Origin of the sequence: Bacteroides sp. RTP31139st1_H2_RTP31139_211217 (assembly GCF_040227615.1) — a bacterium.
Taxonomy (GTDB): Bacteria; Bacteroidota; Bacteroidia; order Bacteroidales; family Bacteroidaceae; genus Bacteroides; species Bacteroides uniformis.
Genome location: NZ_JBCNZM010000094.1, coordinates 1 through 17952 on the forward strand (window position 1 = coordinate 1; position 17952 = coordinate 17952).

A 17952-nucleotide genomic window follows, 5' to 3' on the forward strand; every position below is an offset into this window, starting at 1 on the left:
ATTATACTGTTTGTGATTATCTGATTAGTTTTTGGAATATTAATGGAATGCCGGTAAATGGAGCTTTATGGTTTATACGTGATTTAATGGTCATGTTGGTCTTTTCTCCATTAGTATATTGGTGTCTTCGTTATTTTCGTTGGTATATATTGTTAGTGCTTGGTTGTATTTGGCTGGTAGGGGGAACTTTGGAGATTCCTAGAATGGATGCTGTCTTTTTCTTTTTTGTGGGAGCATGGTTTAGTATTACCGGACGTAACTTTGTTGCTGACTTTAAATCTTTTTTTCCTTGGGGAGTAGCCTTGTACTTTCTTTTTGCTATAGGTACAATTGGCGTAAGAGGAGCAGATGGATTTCTATATGTAGCCAATGCCGGCATATTATTGGGCATTGTATCGATTATAGCTTTGACTGCTTACTTTGTGGAACGGGAAAGATGGAAATCTTCTTATTTTTTGATAAGCTCTTGTTTTTTAGTGTATGCATGTCACCAGCTTCCCTTGAATATGTTCGTCCGTATTCTGTTTAAGTTTATGTCTCCCGTTTCTGATTGGCAATTTATGCTTATTTATATTGTTAGCCCTTTGGTGATTATTCTTGTTAATCTTTTGTTATACGCTTCGTTGAAAAAACTTTTTCCACATTTTACAGCCATTATTACAGGTGGAAGAGGTTGAATGAGAGCTTAATTTGTTGCGCATCCTTATCATAAAACGCCGCAGCCACGGGAATGTTTCTCCCGACTTCAGGTTGTAGTACAACGATTTGGATTCATAAATCATCTGGAACGTTTCCGTACAGAGTACCGGTTTCTTGGTCAGGCGGTTGATTTCGACAGCTTGTGTCATGGAACTTTCTACAAACAGCATGTTGTCTGTGGATGAACCGTATTCTTTGGCTTTGAAGGAGGCGTGGCAATTCGCCCGTTGGCGTGCAGCCATATCCGGCAGGTTCAGCATGACGAGCTTATTGTATTTTACATGGTTCTTCTGGAGCCAGGCTTCCGTCTCCGGACGGTATTTCTCCAAGCGTGAAGTGACCAGTGTGCCGATGGTGACTTTGGGAATGAATAGCGGAGGAGCGTTCAGCAGGAAATGACGGTACTTCTCGCCGTCGTCGTTCTCTTCCGGAGTGGGGTCTGCGCAAAGCACGCCGTCAATGTCCATACACGTTTTTTGCAGGATGGAGTGGTTCATTATGTTCCATTGGAAGAAACGGGGATAATCGACTATTTCGAAAAAATAGTCTACGGAATGGGAGTGTAGTGGGACTGCATAAATGACGCAATATTGGATGTTGTATAAATGTTCTATGTCCTTCAGGAGCTCGCGGCATTTCTTCATGGCTTTTCCCGTGGCTATGCTATCATCCACAACCAATACATTATGTATATTGTTCATGTTGAAAGTTTTCCCCCGTTCTCCGGTCTGATAGATATGCCCGTTGCGGAAAGAGTCTATGTCCGTGACCGGCAGGTTCAGGTAGAGCGCCAGCAGGTTGGCGGGAAACATGCCACTGCGGGGCACGCCGACAATGAGGTCGAAATCCCGTGGCAGAATGCTGAGATGTTGCAGGATGCAATGGTTTAGGTCGTCTATGTTACGATAGTTCATGTAGCTTTCTCCTTCAAAAAATTATCGATTATGTCGTATATTTTCTTTACACTGTGCCCCCAGCTGTGGGTCTCGGCAAAGGCTATGCGCTGTTTGGCGAGCTTTTTGTCGTCAGCTTCGGTCACAGCACGGTCTATGGCCGAAAGCCATTCTCCCAGGTTGGTGGCCAGGTGCGTGTGGTCTGCGAATATGTTGCGCATGGTGTGGGTACTGGTTGCGACAGTGGGTTTACCCATAGCCAGGTATTCGTCTATTTTCAATGGATAGTTACCGTCGGTAATGTCGTTCACCATTTGCGGATTGATGCAGACATCGTAGGCTGTGATGTAAGCGGGCAACTCGTCCACCTTTTTCTGCCCGGTGAAATACACATTTTTCAGGCTGTGGATGTGGTGTTGGCGAAAACCGTCGTCTTCCGGTCCGGTGAACACAAAATTGTAATCGGGACGCTGGCTTATTATTTGATAGAGCAGGTCTCCGTCAAGGCGGGTACTGTTTATCGTACCCATATATCCGATGATAGGGCGTGGAATGTCTTGCATGTCACCGGGTGTTTCGTATTTCTTGGCCGGATTGTACAGCTTTAGGTTTACGCCGGTTTCGATGGGGTAGGTATGGGGATTGTAGGCTTGCAACTCTGCGGCAAAACGGGTGGAGTTTGCCAGAACAAGGTCGGCCGAAGCAGCCAGTTCCGGTTCAAGACGGGTGCCGTGCCTGCGCCAGTAGGCTTCGCCTATGACGTAGTCGCGCCGGTAATAGATGCTAACAGACGGATGGATATACTCCTTCAGATAGCGGCTGCGGTAAATGTCTGTATCGATGAGGTGGATGTAATTTTTGAAGTCGAGCGCGGCAGCCTGCTCTACAATCCATCGGGCTATGCGGGCATTGTTTTTTCTGTTGACGATGTTGAAAAGCGGTGCAGGCAGGAAGTTGGCCGAAAATAACATGAAAGGACAGTCCAGCACCCACATGTTGGCGTTGATTTGCCGGAGCGGTGAAGCCTTTCCCTTGATGACGTCCATGCGCCGGATGTAGGACGGAGATTGTCTGTTCCCTCTCAGCCGGATGGAAATGTCCATCGGAGTGTTGATGTAGAGCACTCGGTTCTGCTTTGAAATTTCCAATGCAGTATTCTTGATGGTACTACCTATTTCGATGTCCCATGTTTGCAGGCTGGTGATGATGAAGTCTCTCATGATGTTTGCCGGTTACTGGTGAATACAGTGATATATCTTTACATATTCTTCTGCAGTGTGTTTCCAGGAGAACAGTTTTACACGTTCCAGACTGTAATTTACTTGTTGCTGATAGAGTGTCGCATCATTTTCCAGGCGTAGCAAGGCATCTGCTATTTTTTGCGGTTCTTGAGGATCGACTAAAATGGCACCTTTACCGGCAACTTCGGGCATTGCCGAAACGTTGCCCGTCACTACGGGAGTGCCGCAAGCCATAGCCTCCAGTATCGGAATCCCGAAACTTTCACGCAAGGAAGGATAGAGAAATGCAAATGCTGCATTATAAAGGGTTGCTAAATCTTTGTTGCCGATATATCCCGGATAATACAGATGTTCTTTTATCCCGGTGATTCCTTCTTGCTGAAGAAGCTGGTCGATATATTCTTCTTTTAAATCGGCAATGAGAAGGGGGCGTTTCGTTTGGGATGCTTTCAGATACAACGCGTATGCTTTCAGGGTACGTGCCGCATTCTTTTTGGGGTCTGTATTTCCAAGAAAGAAAAGAAAGTCCGGGTGCGGTATGTATTTCTGCACAATACTCTCATCGGGTGTTTCCTGCATCGTAAAGTAAGCGCTGTAGCCGTTGTAAACGGCTTTAATGACTTCTTTGGGAAGTTGCAGCGCTTCGCGTATGCGGGTACACTCGAACTGAGAAACTGTAATAATATTTCTTGCTTTCTTCAGGATGCGGGGAACAATCAGGCGACGGTAATGCCATCCCATTTCCTGATAGAAGGAAGGACTGCGATGCTGACGCGGCTCCAAATAGATAATGTCATGAAGCGTCAGCACCAAAGGGACGGGACACCATAACGGGGCTGTATTCGATGTACAATGCAGCAAGTCCGCTTTCAGCTTCCTGACGGCCTGGGGCAATGCTATCTGCTCCCACAAAGGATAAGTAGGGCAGCGAAGCTCAATGATATGGAGGTTTTCCGATTCTTCCAGGCACCAGTCCTCCCCCGGAGCAACGAATACGTAATATTCATTACCGTCTTTCCGCTTTTGCAGTTCTTTCAGTGTCTCCAGGATGACAAAGTCCATGCCATGCTTGTCTTTGCGGAAAATGCGTTGGGCTTCGATGGCGATTCTCATTTTGCTGCCTTTCTTTTCTTTTTCCGTTTAAAGATTCTTGTGATGTGGCTCATGGAAGAGGTGACTACCAATATGGGCAGAGACCAGAAAGCGCTCCGGAATTTGCGGCTGATTTCCCCTTCGGGCATGGCCATCAAAAAAGTGATGAATAAAACGGCTAAAAGTGCATACCATTTTGTAGCAAGCGGCCACTCCAGAAACGTCATTGCTACGGCACATATCGTGATATATAAGATGAGCAGGAAACGGGATGGAAGTAGCCATTGGAATAATTTTTCGCATAAATCCCACTTTCCTTGTAAGAATGCTATCGGAAATTGTTGCAATGCCAGTATGGAGCTGCGATACTGTGAGCCCAACCAGCGCTGGCGTTCTTTGCTGTACCCCGATGTATCGTCCGTCTTTTTGCAATAGCAGACTATTTCTTCCATGTATTCGGTATATATGTTTTCCTTCAGAAGTTCCATTTCTGTAGCTTTGGCCAAATCGCTTCCTGATAATCTGGGAGCGATTTCCTGGAACATCTCAAAATCAAACATCATGCCCGAACCGATGAGGGCGGAGGAGAATCCCAGTGCCGTATGTGCCTTGCGGAAGAGGTGGTTGTTGATTTCTTCGCTGGTGGCGTTTAATACGGCGATGTTGGTATTCAGGTTTTCCGTCATGCGGTGGGCTTGGATGGCATCACATCCGGAGTAGTAGGCATTGTTGAAAAGCTCTAATGCGTTAGGAACAACTTTGTTGTCTGAATTGAATATGGTGATGGCATCGTACTCATGAGGAGAATAGCGCTCCATGACCTGCTGTATGGCATATATCTTTGTGCAATGTTCTTTATCGGGCACGACAATGTTGACCGGCATCTGGAGCAGCGTAACCAAATCTTCTTCGGACAGTTGTGTGGCAGCCACTGCGATGTCGTATTTTTCTCTCGGATACGTCTGCGTGTCAAGGAAATGATTGATGGACTCTATCACTTCCTTGCCGTTTTTCAGCACAACAAAGAGGACCAGGAATCGATGTCGCTTGGGGGACGGTGGATAGGGATTCTTGTATTTCCGCAAGGAGGCCAATGCATAGATAAACAAGTAGGCTACGGGGATGGCCAGCAATAAGAAAAGAACCGCGTCTGTCATTTGCAAGGCATTGTTGTTCTCGTCCATCCACCAGTCGGGATTGAATATGGAAAAAATGTCGGTCATATATGTTTTCTATTTAATATTTTCTATTTCTTTTTCATTTTTTGTTGGGTCAGCAGTTGGTCGATATGCTCCCCGTTAATCAGAACTGACAAAAATAAAATGATTATAAATCCTGTAGGGAATTGAAAGAAAAAGGCATTTCCATAGGCACTTATCATTAGTCCGAAAATACCGCAAGCAATGGCCGTGAGTATTCCACGTAGCTCGTTATTCTTAATCCGAAACATGATAAGATAGCAACCTCTTAACAATGTACAGACATATATGGTAAGAAAAAGCACTAATCCTACAATGCCGGTTTCCATCCATATCTTGACATAAAAAGAATCATGGGGAATGAGTGTTGTGAGACGGGAACCATATTTTCTGGCTTCTACCCCTCCCAAACCAAGTCCTTCTCCGAAAGGTTTGTATTTTAGATATTCAGCCAATCTTTTTTGGTTTTCTTTGCGGACAATGTATGAGGCGTCTTCTGTAGGTCTGAAAGCTGTACGCATGCGTCTGATGGAAGTGTTGCTTTCACCGATATAGGTATGGGCGAAAAAGACATAAAAAAACAATCCGAAGAAGACTGTAGCTCCCATGAGCTTGATATTTTTACTGAGGAAAGTTAACAATATGATTCCTCCGATGGGGACAAACAGTGCACCGCGGGTTCCGGAAATGAACAAGGCATATATGGAACAGACGGCAATAATTGCATAATAGATTCTTATGGAACGTTCTTTTACGAAGATAGCCGAGATACCGAACAGAATGGCGGCAAAGCCCATGTTGGAACCGAAATTTCCGGCATCTGTGAAAAAGGAAAAATATCGGGTGACATCGGATAAAAGGTGTGTCTTGTACATTTCCGTTTCAATCAGCATGGTTGTTTCTGTCTCATCAAAACCTGCATATTTCTGGTAAACAGCTTTGGCTACGGCTGTCAATGTGAATATGGACAGAAAAAGCATAATGACGCGCAACCGCTTGTAGGAGGTCATTGTTAAAACGCCAATTAATGACATGACAAGGGTACTGTATATGATTCCACGGGAGTAAATCCAAGCTTCCGTGAGAGCTGTTGGATTCATGATTTCAGCCGCAGTATATATGGCCCATATGCAACCTCCGAACGTCAGAATGTTTTTGGTGTATTTCCATGCAATCTTACCTTGTTGGTGATAGGAATATATCAGGAGCGTCACAAGCAGGGTGACGGTTGCGACATCATACCAGACACTCAACCCACTGCCCTGCGTGTATCTGTACCAGGGAATGAAAAAGTAATTGAATGTGAATAGGAAACATACACCGGCAAAAGGGTTTCTTAATGCTTGTATTGCTATTATCAGGAAGAAAGGGGAAAGGCAAACGTATGCAGTGATATCCCAAGTACTGAATAATATGCTATAGATGAGCGCACCCAGTCCGATGATGAACACTAATAATGTTACCGCCAAGGGAGATATGCTATGTCCTTTGATATCCGTTTGCATTTATTTGACAGCTGCTGATTTTGATGTTAAACCTAATTGTGCCAACCGGCTGAAGAAGCTGTGAACCGGGGTGTGAGGAGGCAATTCTCCGGTGAAGCTTTCAACCACTTCGCGGTCTGCATTGTTGAGATACATAAATAGAGGAGTTCCTTCCAATTCTTCCTTTAACGGTTTCAACCGGGTGTCGTCATCTCTGCCCCACAATCGGGCGGCGTTGGCTATCAGCAAATTGAAATCTGCTTTTTTCAATACCGACATAGGTAGAGTTGCGGTACTGACAGCAGGATATTCCACTAAAATGATGTCCGGTATTTCTTCTGCTTCATTCAGAACCCAGAAGTCAGACAATTCTTGAGCTTGTACATATCCCTTGTTTTGGGTATCGAAATCGTGGTCATATTTTACAAGGCGCACTTTTATACCCTCAGTTTCCCAGTAATCAATGAAATATTTGGCAAGGAATGATTTTCCTTCACGTTTCTCCATGCTGAGCAGGTTTATGACAGTAGGACGGTCCGGGTGCAGGTAGTTGTTCAATTGCCGGCAACTATAGGCAGCGGCAAGCCGGTTACAGGCCTTGAGGAATCCACGATACTTCAAGTTGCTTACACCGTTGAATGCTGCAATGACAGAGAGTCCGGTCAGGCGTTTGCTGCGGTCCGGGTCGCGGAGAGTGCGGTCTAACAATTCAATCAGCAGGAAGTAGCCGCTTATGAATATCATACTGCCGAAGAATGCGGCAAGGACGTAGATAATTCTTTTTCTGCCATTGTCTGTCAGCGGATACTCGGGGGATGCTATGACCTGCAGGTTGGCAGTTGTCATCTTGATATTCTGCAAACGGAGGTGTGCTTCGGCAAGGCCTCCTATTTGTCGGCGATAATTGTCTTCGGCAATGCCTACGGCACGTTCTTTCCGCTTGATTTGAGTGCCTACGGGTGAGAATTCCCGGTATTGGTCGATAATGTCCCGTTGGCGGTCAACCAATACTTTCACTTCAGCTTTGGCTTTCGCCTCATTGATGCATGCCGTCAGCCATTCTGTCACCATTTCTTGAATGCCTACCCCTTCCTTGGAGAAACCATACTCGTTTAAATTATCGGAGAGATGGCTTATCTTTTCTTCTGCCTTTTGCAGAGCGTCTTTTTCTCTTTGAAGTTTATCACTATTCTGCTGGCTCTGTTCTGTGGTGAATATTTCTTGCTCAAGAATACTTTGGTTCAGGGTACTAACTTTTTCCAGTTCTTGCAACAAATTAGTATTTGTGCGTATAATCTTGGCACGTATGTCCATTTTATTCTCTAACATCTGGCGTAAAGCCACTGCGCTTCCATAGTTTCGCTGCACTTCTTCCATACGGTCGTCCGTCGCATATTTGGTCAAAGCTAATGCCTTGGATTGCTCGTCGTAGTTGATGACTTGTTTTTGAACACTATAGTCTGTCAAATCATCTTCTTCTGCAGTAAGTGCTTTTTTGGCTATGCGCACTTGTTCTTCAAAATAGGCGATAGCACTGTTCGTGGCACTGAACCGGAGTTGCTCATAAGCCTTTAACAGTTCATCTTCCAATATCTTGAGGGTGTTTTGCGTAATACCGGGATCGGAGGAGGTATATACCAATTCTATCAGGTCGCTGGTACCCAGTCGTTTAATGGTGATTGTGCTTAATGCGCTATAACTGTAATAAGGGTAGGGACGGTTGAATATGGAATAGACAAAATTACTGCTGTTCTCTTTCCGGTAATTCATCAGATTATTTGTAGTTTTATCCAAAGAGGAACGGTCTACCAAAGCCAGCACTTCTTTAGGAAGGATTTGGACGAGCTGCCTATAATGTTTGGCTTGAATGTACATGTTGTCTTTCCACTCATCACCGTATACGAGGCTGGTTGCAAGCAGACGTACCGAAACCTTTGCCAAAGTGTTTTTGGACTTGCCTATATTGATGATATTGTCGAAGGTACTGTTGATATTGATAAGCTGGCTTCCGTCCAGATTGGTGCTGTTGGTTACACCTGCATATAGACTGCTGTTTACCGTATAACTGTATGGTAAAAACTGTGTAAAGTATATGACTAATGCTGTAACAAGGAGGCTTCCCCACAATAACCAATAACGGATGCGGTAAAAGAAGCTTGCCAAAAATTGTACTATATTCATAATTAGTTTTACTTGTCTGTTATAACTTTAACATTAGTCAGCATCTCTAACAATACGATTGAATTGTGTAAAGCTACGCGGCTTTGCTCATAATTAGTCACGGCACCGGTGCGGCGTGCACGTTCCAAAGAAAGTGCAATGATATCAATGGCTCCTTGTATGAAATTATTTTCAGATATTTTCATCTGTGCGTTATACAATGCAGCCGTTTCCGCTTTGGCCTTTATGGTAGCCAGTTGCTCGGTAACCGCATTGTAGGCTTCCAGAACTTTTAGCCTTCGCTCCTCCATAACTCCTTCCTGCGTGTACTGCAATTGCTCTATCTGATAGCGGTAGTCTTTCAGTTTCAGTGGTCGGTTGAACAAGTCTCCTAAGGTGATGCCGACGCTGGCCCCGACATTGAAGTTGTGCTGGGCACTTGACATCGTTGTCTGGTACATAGGAGTATACTCGTCACTGGCATTGCCTATAATATTGTAGCGTCCGTAGGAATAGTTACCGTTCAGTCTGAAGTAGTTCCACCAGTTCCGCTTTTCCAGGCGATATTGGTTCTTGAGTTGCTCTACTTGGGATTGGGCTCTTTTTACTGACGCATTCTCTGTCACTGCATCAAGAAAGACAGATAGAGGGGGCAATTCTAATTTCTCAATATCTATTGATGTCTTCGGACTGATTAAACCCAATGTGTTGACTTCTATTTTTTTATCCTCCATCTTGAGTTGCTCCAATATCTTGATGCGCTCCTCCCGTGTCAACTCCTGCTGCGCAGCCACAGACAAAGGTACCCCCAACAATCCTAAAAGGATTACACTGTAAATGATGGACTTGATATATCTTTTTATCATCTCTAAAGCCATATAATTCCTATTATCTTTATTTTTATACATTCTCTTTCTGCACAAACGCTGTCAGCGTCTTGCACAGTATCTTCATGTCCAGCCAGAATGAAAATTCTTTGGCGTACTTAATGTCCAGTTGCTTGCGCTCTTCGGCCGACATCTTCCCGGCACCGCCTCGTTTCTCCACTTGCCACAGTCCCGTCAGTCCGGCAGGGGCCATGAAGCGCTCGATATATGCGTCGCTGGTCAGCAGCTCGGCCTCGTAGAGGGGGAGCGGGCGGTTGCCCACGATGCTCATGTCTCCTTTGAGGACGTTGAACAGCTGCGGCAGTTCGTCAATGCTGTACTTGCGGATGAAACGGCCTACGCGGGTGACGCGGGGATCGTTCTCTATCTTGACAAACGTATTCTGTTTTTCTTGGGCCTTCTTTTTAAGGAAATCTTCTTCAGAGATGACAAAATCGTCCGAAATCAGCAGGGTAGCCTCTTCTTCAGAAGTGCCGGTCAGGTCGTCGAAGCGGATATCGGGCTGCTCGTCCGTAAGCTCTTCTTCTATCTTATATTGGTTGAGGGCGTTCAGCTCTTTCAGGCGCTTGTCGGCATTGGTGTACATGGAGCGGAACTTCAGGAAGTTGAATATCTGGTAGTTGCTGCCCACACGCTGGGACTTGTAAATCACTCTTCCCTTGCTTTCCACGCGGATGGCTATGGCTGTCGCGATGAGTATGGGAGACAGCACAATCAGTACGGCAACGGCAAAAAGGATGTCGAAGATACGCTTCCACATAGGCAGGTGGAAGGTGTTGAATATCTTACGGTGTGACTGGCTGAATTCCTGCAACTTATGCTCCTTGCGCAGTTGGAGGAATTTTGTCATTTGCTGGAGGCTCTCTTCGCTGGCCATGGGGGAAAGGGTGTTGTTGACACCTGCCTGCAGATAGAGCTTGCGGTGTTCCTTCTGCAGTCCTTCGGTGATGAGGATGATGTAGACACGGGGGAAGCGCTTGTGCAGGAAAGTGATGTTCTGGCTGTCCTTTTGAGGGGTGCTTTCTTCGTAAAGAATGGATGTGTTGTACCGTTCGCGGATACCGTCGATGACTTTCGCCGCTTTGTTGCAGGATGAAACAGCCATGAACATGCCTCCCGTAATTTTGCTCAAGTGGTCGATGGTGACGCGGTTGCTACCTATGTAGATATAATATAACATATCCATTGATTTTGTCGTTTAGAGAAATTTCTTGATACGGGCCTTCAGCTCCATAGGATTGAAAGGTTTCAGTATGAAATCCTCGGCTCCGGCTTCGAGCAGGTTGATGCGCTCGGTGGTACTTTCTTCACTGGAAAGCATCACAACCGGAATGTCCTTGAAAAGTGAATTGCTTTTCAGATATGCCAGGAATTCACTGCCGGTCATCTTGGGCATGCGTATGTCCGAAATGATGAGAGCGGGTTCGTTCCCCTCATTCAGCCATTCTATGGCCCTGACGGGATCTTCGAAATAAACCAGCTCATTCTCTTTCCCTAAATAGACCGAGAGTACCTTGCCTATGGCAGGTTTGTCATCTACAAATAATATTTGTTTCATTGTTTATGATAATTGTTTGCTATATTTATCTATATACATTTTCTTCTACCGGGTGTTCGTACCATTCCGTATACTGGGTTCTGTCTTGGGCCCAATAGATGAATTCCGGATATGCGCTTGCTTCGGGGATGTCAGTACGTGAAACATTGATGGTTTCCTTGGGATAGCGGAAGCCATACGGCACGCAGATTGCCCACGTGTTGTTGCCTGCTAAGTCAAGATTCTCTTGCTGTATGGTTCCGGCGGCAGTGGCGCCATATCCCCAAAATTCGTAAAGATGAACTTCCATGCGTTGTTCCATGCTTTTATATTGATAACAGATGAAGAAGTCCAGATTGTCTTTTGAGAATAGGGGCTCTGTCCGAGTTTGGTCTGTCAGTTCAATAATGACTTCATAAGTATACTCTTTGGCGGTTACTCCAATGCCGGTGTTTACCATCTCACCCGGTTCGACTCCAAATACATTGTGTACTTCGCCTGCAATGGGGATTACGACACTCGGATCGGAATCTTCCATATAAGTAACATTATTGTACCTGAATTTGTTGTACGAGCTGTTGAATGACTCCTGGAAACGCGAATCGTCGCCTCCGGTCTTGACTTCCCGGATATCGGATTTATTGATTCCGGTAATCCGGAGCCCTACGCCCAACGGCTTGCTTGCTCCTGCTGCAGCAAGGGTCACGTCGAGCTGTATGCGCTTGATGTGGTTCGTCTTTTTCTCGCGGTGATAGTAGGTCTCCACGTCCAAGACCACGTCGTTGAAGTCATAGTCGCCTACCAACGGGAAGTTGTCTTCGAATACGTACGTATAGGAGACCGGGTCTGTAGGGGTTTCTGAGCCGGACTCGTCCGGAGTATTGCCTTCGCCCGTACAGTCTCCGGCAGGAATGGTGATGGGGGATTCTCCCCATTTGGATATGGTTCCTTCGGTGTTCTTGATAGCATCAAGGAATTTGGCTTCCCACCAGATATCCTCGGTGATATCATCGTCAATTTCTTTCACTTCATAATGAATGTTTCCCTGGCTGGAGAAATTTCCTATATCTTCAATTTTATTGATTTTTACCAGTGCATATTCATTGTTTGGACCCATAAATTGTGCTTGTGACAATTCTGCTTCATCAAGTACGGTTATCATGGAGTTGTCACCCATCGTGATTTGGGTGTTGTAATTGTTGCTATGGTCCCCGAAATCCTCTATCTCTGCAGAAGAGGTGTCTCCCATGTTCAGTGTGCCTACAAATTCTTCCGCATATAGATAGCATCCGTTGTCTATAGTGATGTTGCTGTCGGTTTTCCCGATATAGGCTTTACCCTGGTTGATGAATTTGCATCCGCTGTCGAAATTCATTTCATCGACACGCACGGTACCGCAATTATAGAATGCTCCTCCCTGGCTGACATGGAAATCGTCTATTTCCATAGTGCCGGCATTGTAGTTGTAGCTGCCTCCGGATGCATTGGTCAATTCGATGTCGTTCCCTTTGATGGTTCCACCCGCGTAGACGATAAACCGGCTGGATTGCACTAAAGTGAAGGTGTGCTCGTCCGGTATCACGATTTCCCCTCCGTCAATCACATAGAATTCGAAGCCTCGTTCAACGGTCATGTTGTTCCCATTGGGTTCCCAGCTGCCTTCAATGATGATGATGGCCGGATTGTCACTTCCCATGCCGTCCTTGCTGATTTTATTCCTATATATATTGTCTTTGGAGATTTTGTAGGCTTTTCCGTTTTGAAAATCGGTATTCGGCCTTATTTCTTCGGCACTTGATAGCATTGCGGTGATTTCTGCCTCAGACTTTTCCGGTGAATAGGTCTCGATGCTGACACTGCGTGTCCATGCGGCACGTGTAGTTGTGGGGGAACTGCCGAAAGCGGCATGGAGCTGACCGTTTTGGATGGATACGTATTTTACTATGTTGCGGCTGTGTGCATCGGTGCGGCACACAAAAGCGCTCGTCAGCACAGAAGGACAGTCCATGACGGTAGTAAATACTGTTGTATTATTGGCGGTGCCTTCTGCCAGCAGTTTGGCGGATGACCGGCTGATTAAGGGGTTCTTGTCGTAAATACGTATGGTGTAGTCGATGCCGGTATCTTCGGATACAGAAACATTGACCCGGACCTGCTGAGTCATTTTCCAATCCATAGCCGGGTCTATGTTCTTGACCGGAAACCTATCCTGATAGGCTGCTTTCACTTTCTCGGGGTTAAAAACATCGTCTTTACAACCCTGCAGCAGTATACTCATTGCAAGAATAACAAGCGGCAGAAAGCGTTTGTATTGGATATTCTCTCCCATATTTTACATTTGTTTTGCTTGATTGTAAGCAAAAGTACGTTTATTTAAACTAATAAGCTTTATTAATGGGGGATAAAAGCGTGTTGGTTAACGCTTTTTAACGATTTTGCATGGATAGATAATGCAAGTTTGTCTTGAAAATTATCAATATTACTAAATGCCCTCTGTATTGCCGCTTTACTAAATCTTGGTGATTTCTCCTGCCAGGTCGGAATTCATGCGGTGGCGGATTTCGGCTTGGTCCAGTCCATGCCCCAGGAGGAACATGAGTTTGGTGACGGCACATTCGGGGGTACTGTCATAGCCGCTGATGACACCTGCCTGGAGAAGTTGCAGACCGGTTTCGTAACGTCCCATCTCGACGGCGCCACTTTGGCATTGGGTGATGTTGACGATGACAATGCCACGTTCGCTGGCTTCTTTCAGCTGGCGGATGAACCATTCTTTCTGGGGGGCATTGCCGGAACCGAAGGTCTTGAGGACAACAGCTTTCAGGCCGGGAACATGAAGCACGGAGTTGATGATGCTTTCCTGGATGCCGGGAAAGAGGGTGAGCACTACGACATTGGTGTCGAAAAGGTAGTGCGGCTTCATGGGGCGTGACGGGTCGGGATGGTGGATGAGGTGCTCGTTATAACGGATATGGATGCCTGCCTTTGCCAGTGCGGGATAGTTGAAGGAGCGGAAAGCATTGAAATTCTCGGCATTGATTTTGGTGGTACGGTTGCCCCGCATCAGCTCGTTCTCGAAGAAGATGCACACTTCGGGGACGATAGGAGTACCGTCCGGATGCTTGGCGGCGGCTATTTCAATGGCGGTGATGAGGTTCTCTTTCCCGTCGGTGCGCAGGGTGCCGATGGGAAGCTGGGAACCGGTGAGGATGACCGGCTTGGAAAGGTTCTCGAGCATGAAACTGAGGGCGGAGGCTGTATAGGCCATGGTGTCGGTACCGTGCAGGATGACGAAGCCGTCGAAGTTGTCGTAGTTGTAGTTGATGATTTTTACAATCTTTGCCCAGAGGGAAGGTTCCATGTCGGAAGAGTCGATCGGTGGGTCGAACTGATAGGAAGAGATGCGGTAGTTGAAGCGCTTCAGTTCGGGAACATGCTGTAGCAGTTGGTCGAAGTTGAAGTTCTCAAGCGCACCGGTCTCGGGATTTTCTATCATTCCGATAGTTCCGCCAGTGTAAATCAATAGTACGGAAGGGCAATCGACTTTCATGATATTCGTATTAGAGCTTTTTTCGGGCACAAAGATAGTGAAATATGAGATGGGGAGAAAATAAAAGAGACAAGTCTTTGCAGATTTTGTCTCTTTTATTTTTTCATTGCGAAAAATATATTGTATGAAATTTGAATAAGCTCACTGTTTCAAATCTTCCTTCAACTGCCTGATAGCCTTTTCCGTATCTCCTTCCTTCTCGTTGAGCAGCGTGACGAAGCGGCTGCCGATGATGGCACCGGATGAGTGGGCGCAAGCGGCATCGAATGTCTGCTTGTTGCTGATGCCGAAGCCTACCATGCGTGGATTGCGCAGGTTCATATCCTCTATCTTCTTGAAGTAGGCTTGCTTCCGGGTGTCGAAGTCTTTTTGGGCACCGGTGGTAGCGGCACTGGACACCAGATAGATGAATCCGTCGGTGTGGGCGTCTATTTCGCGGACGCGGGCTTCGCTGGTTTCGGGGGTGATGAGCATGATGACACGGATGTCATACTTCGAGGCGATGGCTTTGTAACTCTCTTCGTAATCGCGGAAAGGGAGGTCGGGAATGATGACGCCATCGATGCCGCATTCCACGCACTTCTGGCAGAAGGCTTCGAAGCCGAACTGCATGATGGGATTGAGGTACCCCATAAGGATGAGGGGGATGCGGACATCGCGACGGATGTCGCGCAATTGTTCGAAAAGCAGGCGGAGGGACATGCCGTTGTGCAGGGCGCGGGTGGCGGCGTTCTGAATGACAATGCCGTCGGCCATGGGGTCACTGAACGGAATTCCGATTTCAATCATGCTGACTCCGTTTCTTTCGAGGGCACGGATAACGTCGGCTGTACCGTCGAGGGTGGGACAGCCTGCACAAAAGTAAATGGACAGCAGATTCTTGGGGCTGTCCTGGAAAAGTTGGTTAATGCGGTTCAACATACTATTTCTATTTACAATTTTACAATTTACAATTTACTATTTGGCTGCGCAATATATGCTGCATGGTACGATTTACAATTTTACAATTTACTATTTACTATTTACCATGTACAATGTACAATTTGCCATGTGGCGTATATTGCGCAGCCAAATAGTAAATAGTAAATCGTCAAATCGTACCTCCCTTGAGTTCTTTCAGGAAGTTTGAGATGCGTTCCACATCCTTTATTCCCGGTGCCGTTTCGAAGCGGCTGTTGATGTCGATACCTGCGAAATAGGGATGGCGGAACTCCCGGAGGGCTTTGACGCTGTAGGGGTTGATGCCGCCGCTGAGCAGGAACGGGGTGGGACCGTTGTAGCGGTGCAGGAGGTTCCAGTCGAACTGGTTGCCGGAACCGCCGTACTGCGGGGTCTTGGTGTCGAAGAGGTAGTAGTCGCACAGACCATTGTAGGCAGATACGGCAAGCAGGTCCTTGGGCAGCAAGATAGAGAAAGCCTTGATGAGGTGCAGGCCTGCATTGCGCAGGGAACGGCAGTATTCGGGAGCTTCATTGCCATGCAGCTGGATGTAGTCCAGGCTGAAACGGTCGGTATACATCAGGATGTTTTCCTTACTTTCGTTGACAAAGACGCCGACGCGCTTGGCGCAGGCTGGCAGATACCCGGGCATCTGGCACAGACAACGGGGAGATTTGGGGTAGAAGATAAAACCAATCATATCTACACCTTGCAGTTCTACATTGCGGATGTTTTCTGCTTCGGTCATTCCGCATACTTTGATGAGAGGAGACATTTTATTTACGATTTACAATTTACGATTTACAATTTGGCTGCGCGATGTAACGCTGTATGAGAGACTTTTGTATTTACAATTATCAACTTTCAGCTTTCAATTATTAATTAAGAGACTGTCTTGGATGAACTCTTTCAGGGTTTCGCCCGGATTGGCTGTTTTCATGAAGGTTTCGCCGATGAGGAAACCGCGGAAGCCGGCGGCACGCAGGCGGCAGATGGTTTCGGGGTCGGAGATGCCGCTTTCGGAGACAAGGAGCGGGGATGCCGGTCCGTGGGTGGCTTCGCGCAGTTGCCGGGCTATCCGGAAGGAGTTTTCCACATCGGTGACGAAGGAGCCGAGGTTGCGGTTGTTGACACCCACCATGTCGACCTCCTTATTTATATAGGAGAGTTCCGAAGGGCTGTGGATTTCGAGCAATACCTCCAGCCCGAGTTCGTGGGCTTGGGCGGTGAGGGTGCTGCACTGCTCCGGACTGAGGCAGGCGGCAATGAGCAGTACGGCGTCGGCACCTACGATGCAGGCTTGCAGAAGCTGGTACTCGTTGATGATGAAGTCCTTGCGCAGAATGGGGATGCGGACGAGCGGACGGGCTGTGCGGATGTCGCGCAGCGTACCGCCGAAGAACTTCTCATCCGTCAGGATGGAGAGGGCGGCGGCGCCGGCGGCTTCGTAGGAGGCGGGTATTTCCTCTGCTTGGGCAGCCTCGTTTATCCAGCCTTTAGAGGGTGAACGGCGTTTGAACTCGGAGATGATTCCTGTAGAAGAAGCGGCAAGGGCCTGCTTCATGCTGCGGCGGTGGGCCGCATTCTCCCGGATGATGACTCCGGCCTGCTCCTGCAACTGTTCCGGAGAGACGGTCTGCTTTTGCAGTTCAATCTCTGTTTGCTTATGGGCGATGATTTCGGACAGTATATCTTTCATTGCTTCATTTATTAATCTCGAGAAATTTTTTCAGTGTCGCCAGCGCCCGTCCGCTATCCAATGATTCGCGTGCGATGGCGATGCACTCTTCAATCTCTTTCTGCGGCTCCATCACCTGGATGGCAAAGGCGGCGTTGACAATGACGCATTGCGTTTGTGCAGGTGTGGCATGCCCCGTAAGGATATTGTCGAAGATGCGGGCGGCATCTTCCTTGCATACGCCGCCGAAGAGTTCTTCGGGACGGGCATCCTTGAAGCCGAGGGCCTGCGGACGGTAGATGCGCTCATAGTTGCGGGTCATCACCTTGAACTCGTCCGTCAGGGAGATTTCGTCGTAGCTGTCGAGGCTGTTGACCACGGCAAAGTCAATGCCGAGCTTATAGAATACGTTGGTGTATAGGCGCATCTGCGAGAGGTCTGCCACACCAAGCAGCTGGTATGCCGGACAGCATGGATTCACCAACGGGCCGAGCAGATTGAACAAGGTGCGCACTCCCAACGTCTTGCGTACGGGACCGACAAACTTCATCGCCGGATTGAAAAGCTGGGCATGAAGGTAAGCGATGTTGCAC

At 47.1% G+C, this 17952-nt stretch carries 16 protein-coding genes; 1 reads left to right on the top strand and 15 read right to left on the bottom strand.

What is annotated here, in order from left to right:
- Window positions 1–677: acyltransferase family protein (locus tag ABUA47_RS15320; protein ID WP_349831740.1), on the top strand; the 677-nt coding region annotated here is incomplete at its 5' end.
- Here the strand turns inward: ABUA47_RS15320 and ABUA47_RS15325 are convergent.
- The 15 genes from ABUA47_RS15325 to ABUA47_RS15395 all read right to left on the bottom strand — a co-directional run.
- Complete coding sequence (locus ABUA47_RS15325) at window positions 612–1613, bottom strand: phosphoribosyltransferase (protein WP_005827492.1); 1002 nt, start codon at window positions 1611–1613, stop codon at window positions 612–614. The genes ABUA47_RS15320 and ABUA47_RS15325 overlap by 66 nt on opposite strands.
- Window positions 1610–2812, bottom strand: coding sequence for a glycosyltransferase (locus ABUA47_RS15330; RefSeq protein ID WP_151852671.1), 1203 nt, complete (start codon window positions 2810–2812; stop codon window positions 1610–1612). Before ABUA47_RS15330 ends, ABUA47_RS15325 begins: the two co-directional genes overlap by 4 nt.
- Window positions 2813–2824: 12 nt before the next feature.
- A complete protein-coding gene (locus tag ABUA47_RS15335; protein ID WP_005827496.1) occupies window positions 2825–3946 on the bottom strand; it encodes a glycosyltransferase family 4 protein in 1122 nt (373 codons plus the stop codon).
- On the bottom strand, window positions 3943–5148 hold the full coding sequence (locus tag ABUA47_RS15340) for a glycosyltransferase family 2 protein (protein WP_349831741.1): 1206 nt from the start codon (window positions 5146–5148) through the stop codon (window positions 3943–3945). Before ABUA47_RS15340 ends, ABUA47_RS15335 begins: the two co-directional genes overlap by 4 nt.
- Before the next feature lie 23 nt (window positions 5149–5171).
- A complete protein-coding gene (locus ABUA47_RS15345; protein ID WP_008664359.1) occupies window positions 5172–6629 on the bottom strand; it encodes an O-antigen ligase family protein in 1458 nt (485 codons plus the stop codon).
- Complete coding sequence (locus ABUA47_RS15350) at window positions 6630–8789, bottom strand: GumC family protein (protein ID WP_005827501.1); 2160 nt, start codon at window positions 8787–8789, stop codon at window positions 6630–6632.
- Between the two features lie 8 nt (window positions 8790–8797).
- The gene (locus tag ABUA47_RS15355; RefSeq protein WP_022401202.1) at window positions 8798–9646 is read right to left on the bottom strand and encodes a TolC family protein; all 849 of its coding nucleotides are present in this window, start codon (window positions 9644–9646) and stop codon (window positions 8798–8800) included.
- Window positions 9647–9668: 22 nt separating this feature from the next.
- Entirely contained in the window at window positions 9669–10835 is a 1167-nt protein-coding gene (locus ABUA47_RS15360; RefSeq protein WP_057254170.1) for a sugar transferase, read from the bottom strand.
- A gap of 18 nt (window positions 10836–10853) precedes the next feature.
- Window positions 10854–11213, bottom strand: a complete 360-nt coding sequence (locus tag ABUA47_RS15365; RefSeq protein ID WP_005827508.1) for a PleD family two-component system response regulator — start codon at window positions 11211–11213, stop codon at window positions 10854–10856.
- A gap of 25 nt (window positions 11214–11238) precedes the next feature.
- The gene (locus ABUA47_RS15370) at window positions 11239–13521 is read right to left on the bottom strand and encodes an LruC domain-containing protein (RefSeq protein WP_208080985.1); all 2283 of its coding nucleotides are present in this window, start codon (window positions 13519–13521) and stop codon (window positions 11239–11241) included.
- 180 nt (window positions 13522–13701) lie between these two features.
- On the bottom strand, window positions 13702–14742 hold the full coding sequence (gene ansA / locus ABUA47_RS15375; RefSeq protein ID WP_117681376.1) for an asparaginase: 1041 nt from the start codon (window positions 14740–14742) through the stop codon (window positions 13702–13704).
- A 141-nt stretch (window positions 14743–14883) separates the two neighbouring features.
- Complete coding sequence (gene trpA / locus ABUA47_RS15380) at window positions 14884–15663, bottom strand: tryptophan synthase subunit alpha (protein ID WP_118936663.1); 780 nt, start codon at window positions 15661–15663, stop codon at window positions 14884–14886.
- A gap of 169 nt (window positions 15664–15832) precedes the next feature.
- Window positions 15833–16456 carry a phosphoribosylanthranilate isomerase gene (locus tag ABUA47_RS15385; protein WP_034525534.1) on the bottom strand — a complete coding sequence of 208 codons (624 nt, stop codon included), beginning with the start codon at window positions 16454–16456 and terminating at the stop codon, window positions 15833–15835.
- A 96-nt stretch (window positions 16457–16552) separates the two neighbouring features.
- Window positions 16553–17380, bottom strand: a complete 828-nt coding sequence (gene trpC, locus ABUA47_RS15390; protein ID WP_347774235.1) for an indole-3-glycerol phosphate synthase TrpC — start codon at window positions 17378–17380, stop codon at window positions 16553–16555.
- Window positions 17381–17384: 4 nt separating this feature from the next.
- Window positions 17385–17952: anthranilate phosphoribosyltransferase (locus tag ABUA47_RS15395; protein ID WP_410520189.1), on the bottom strand; the 568-nt coding region annotated here is incomplete at its 5' end.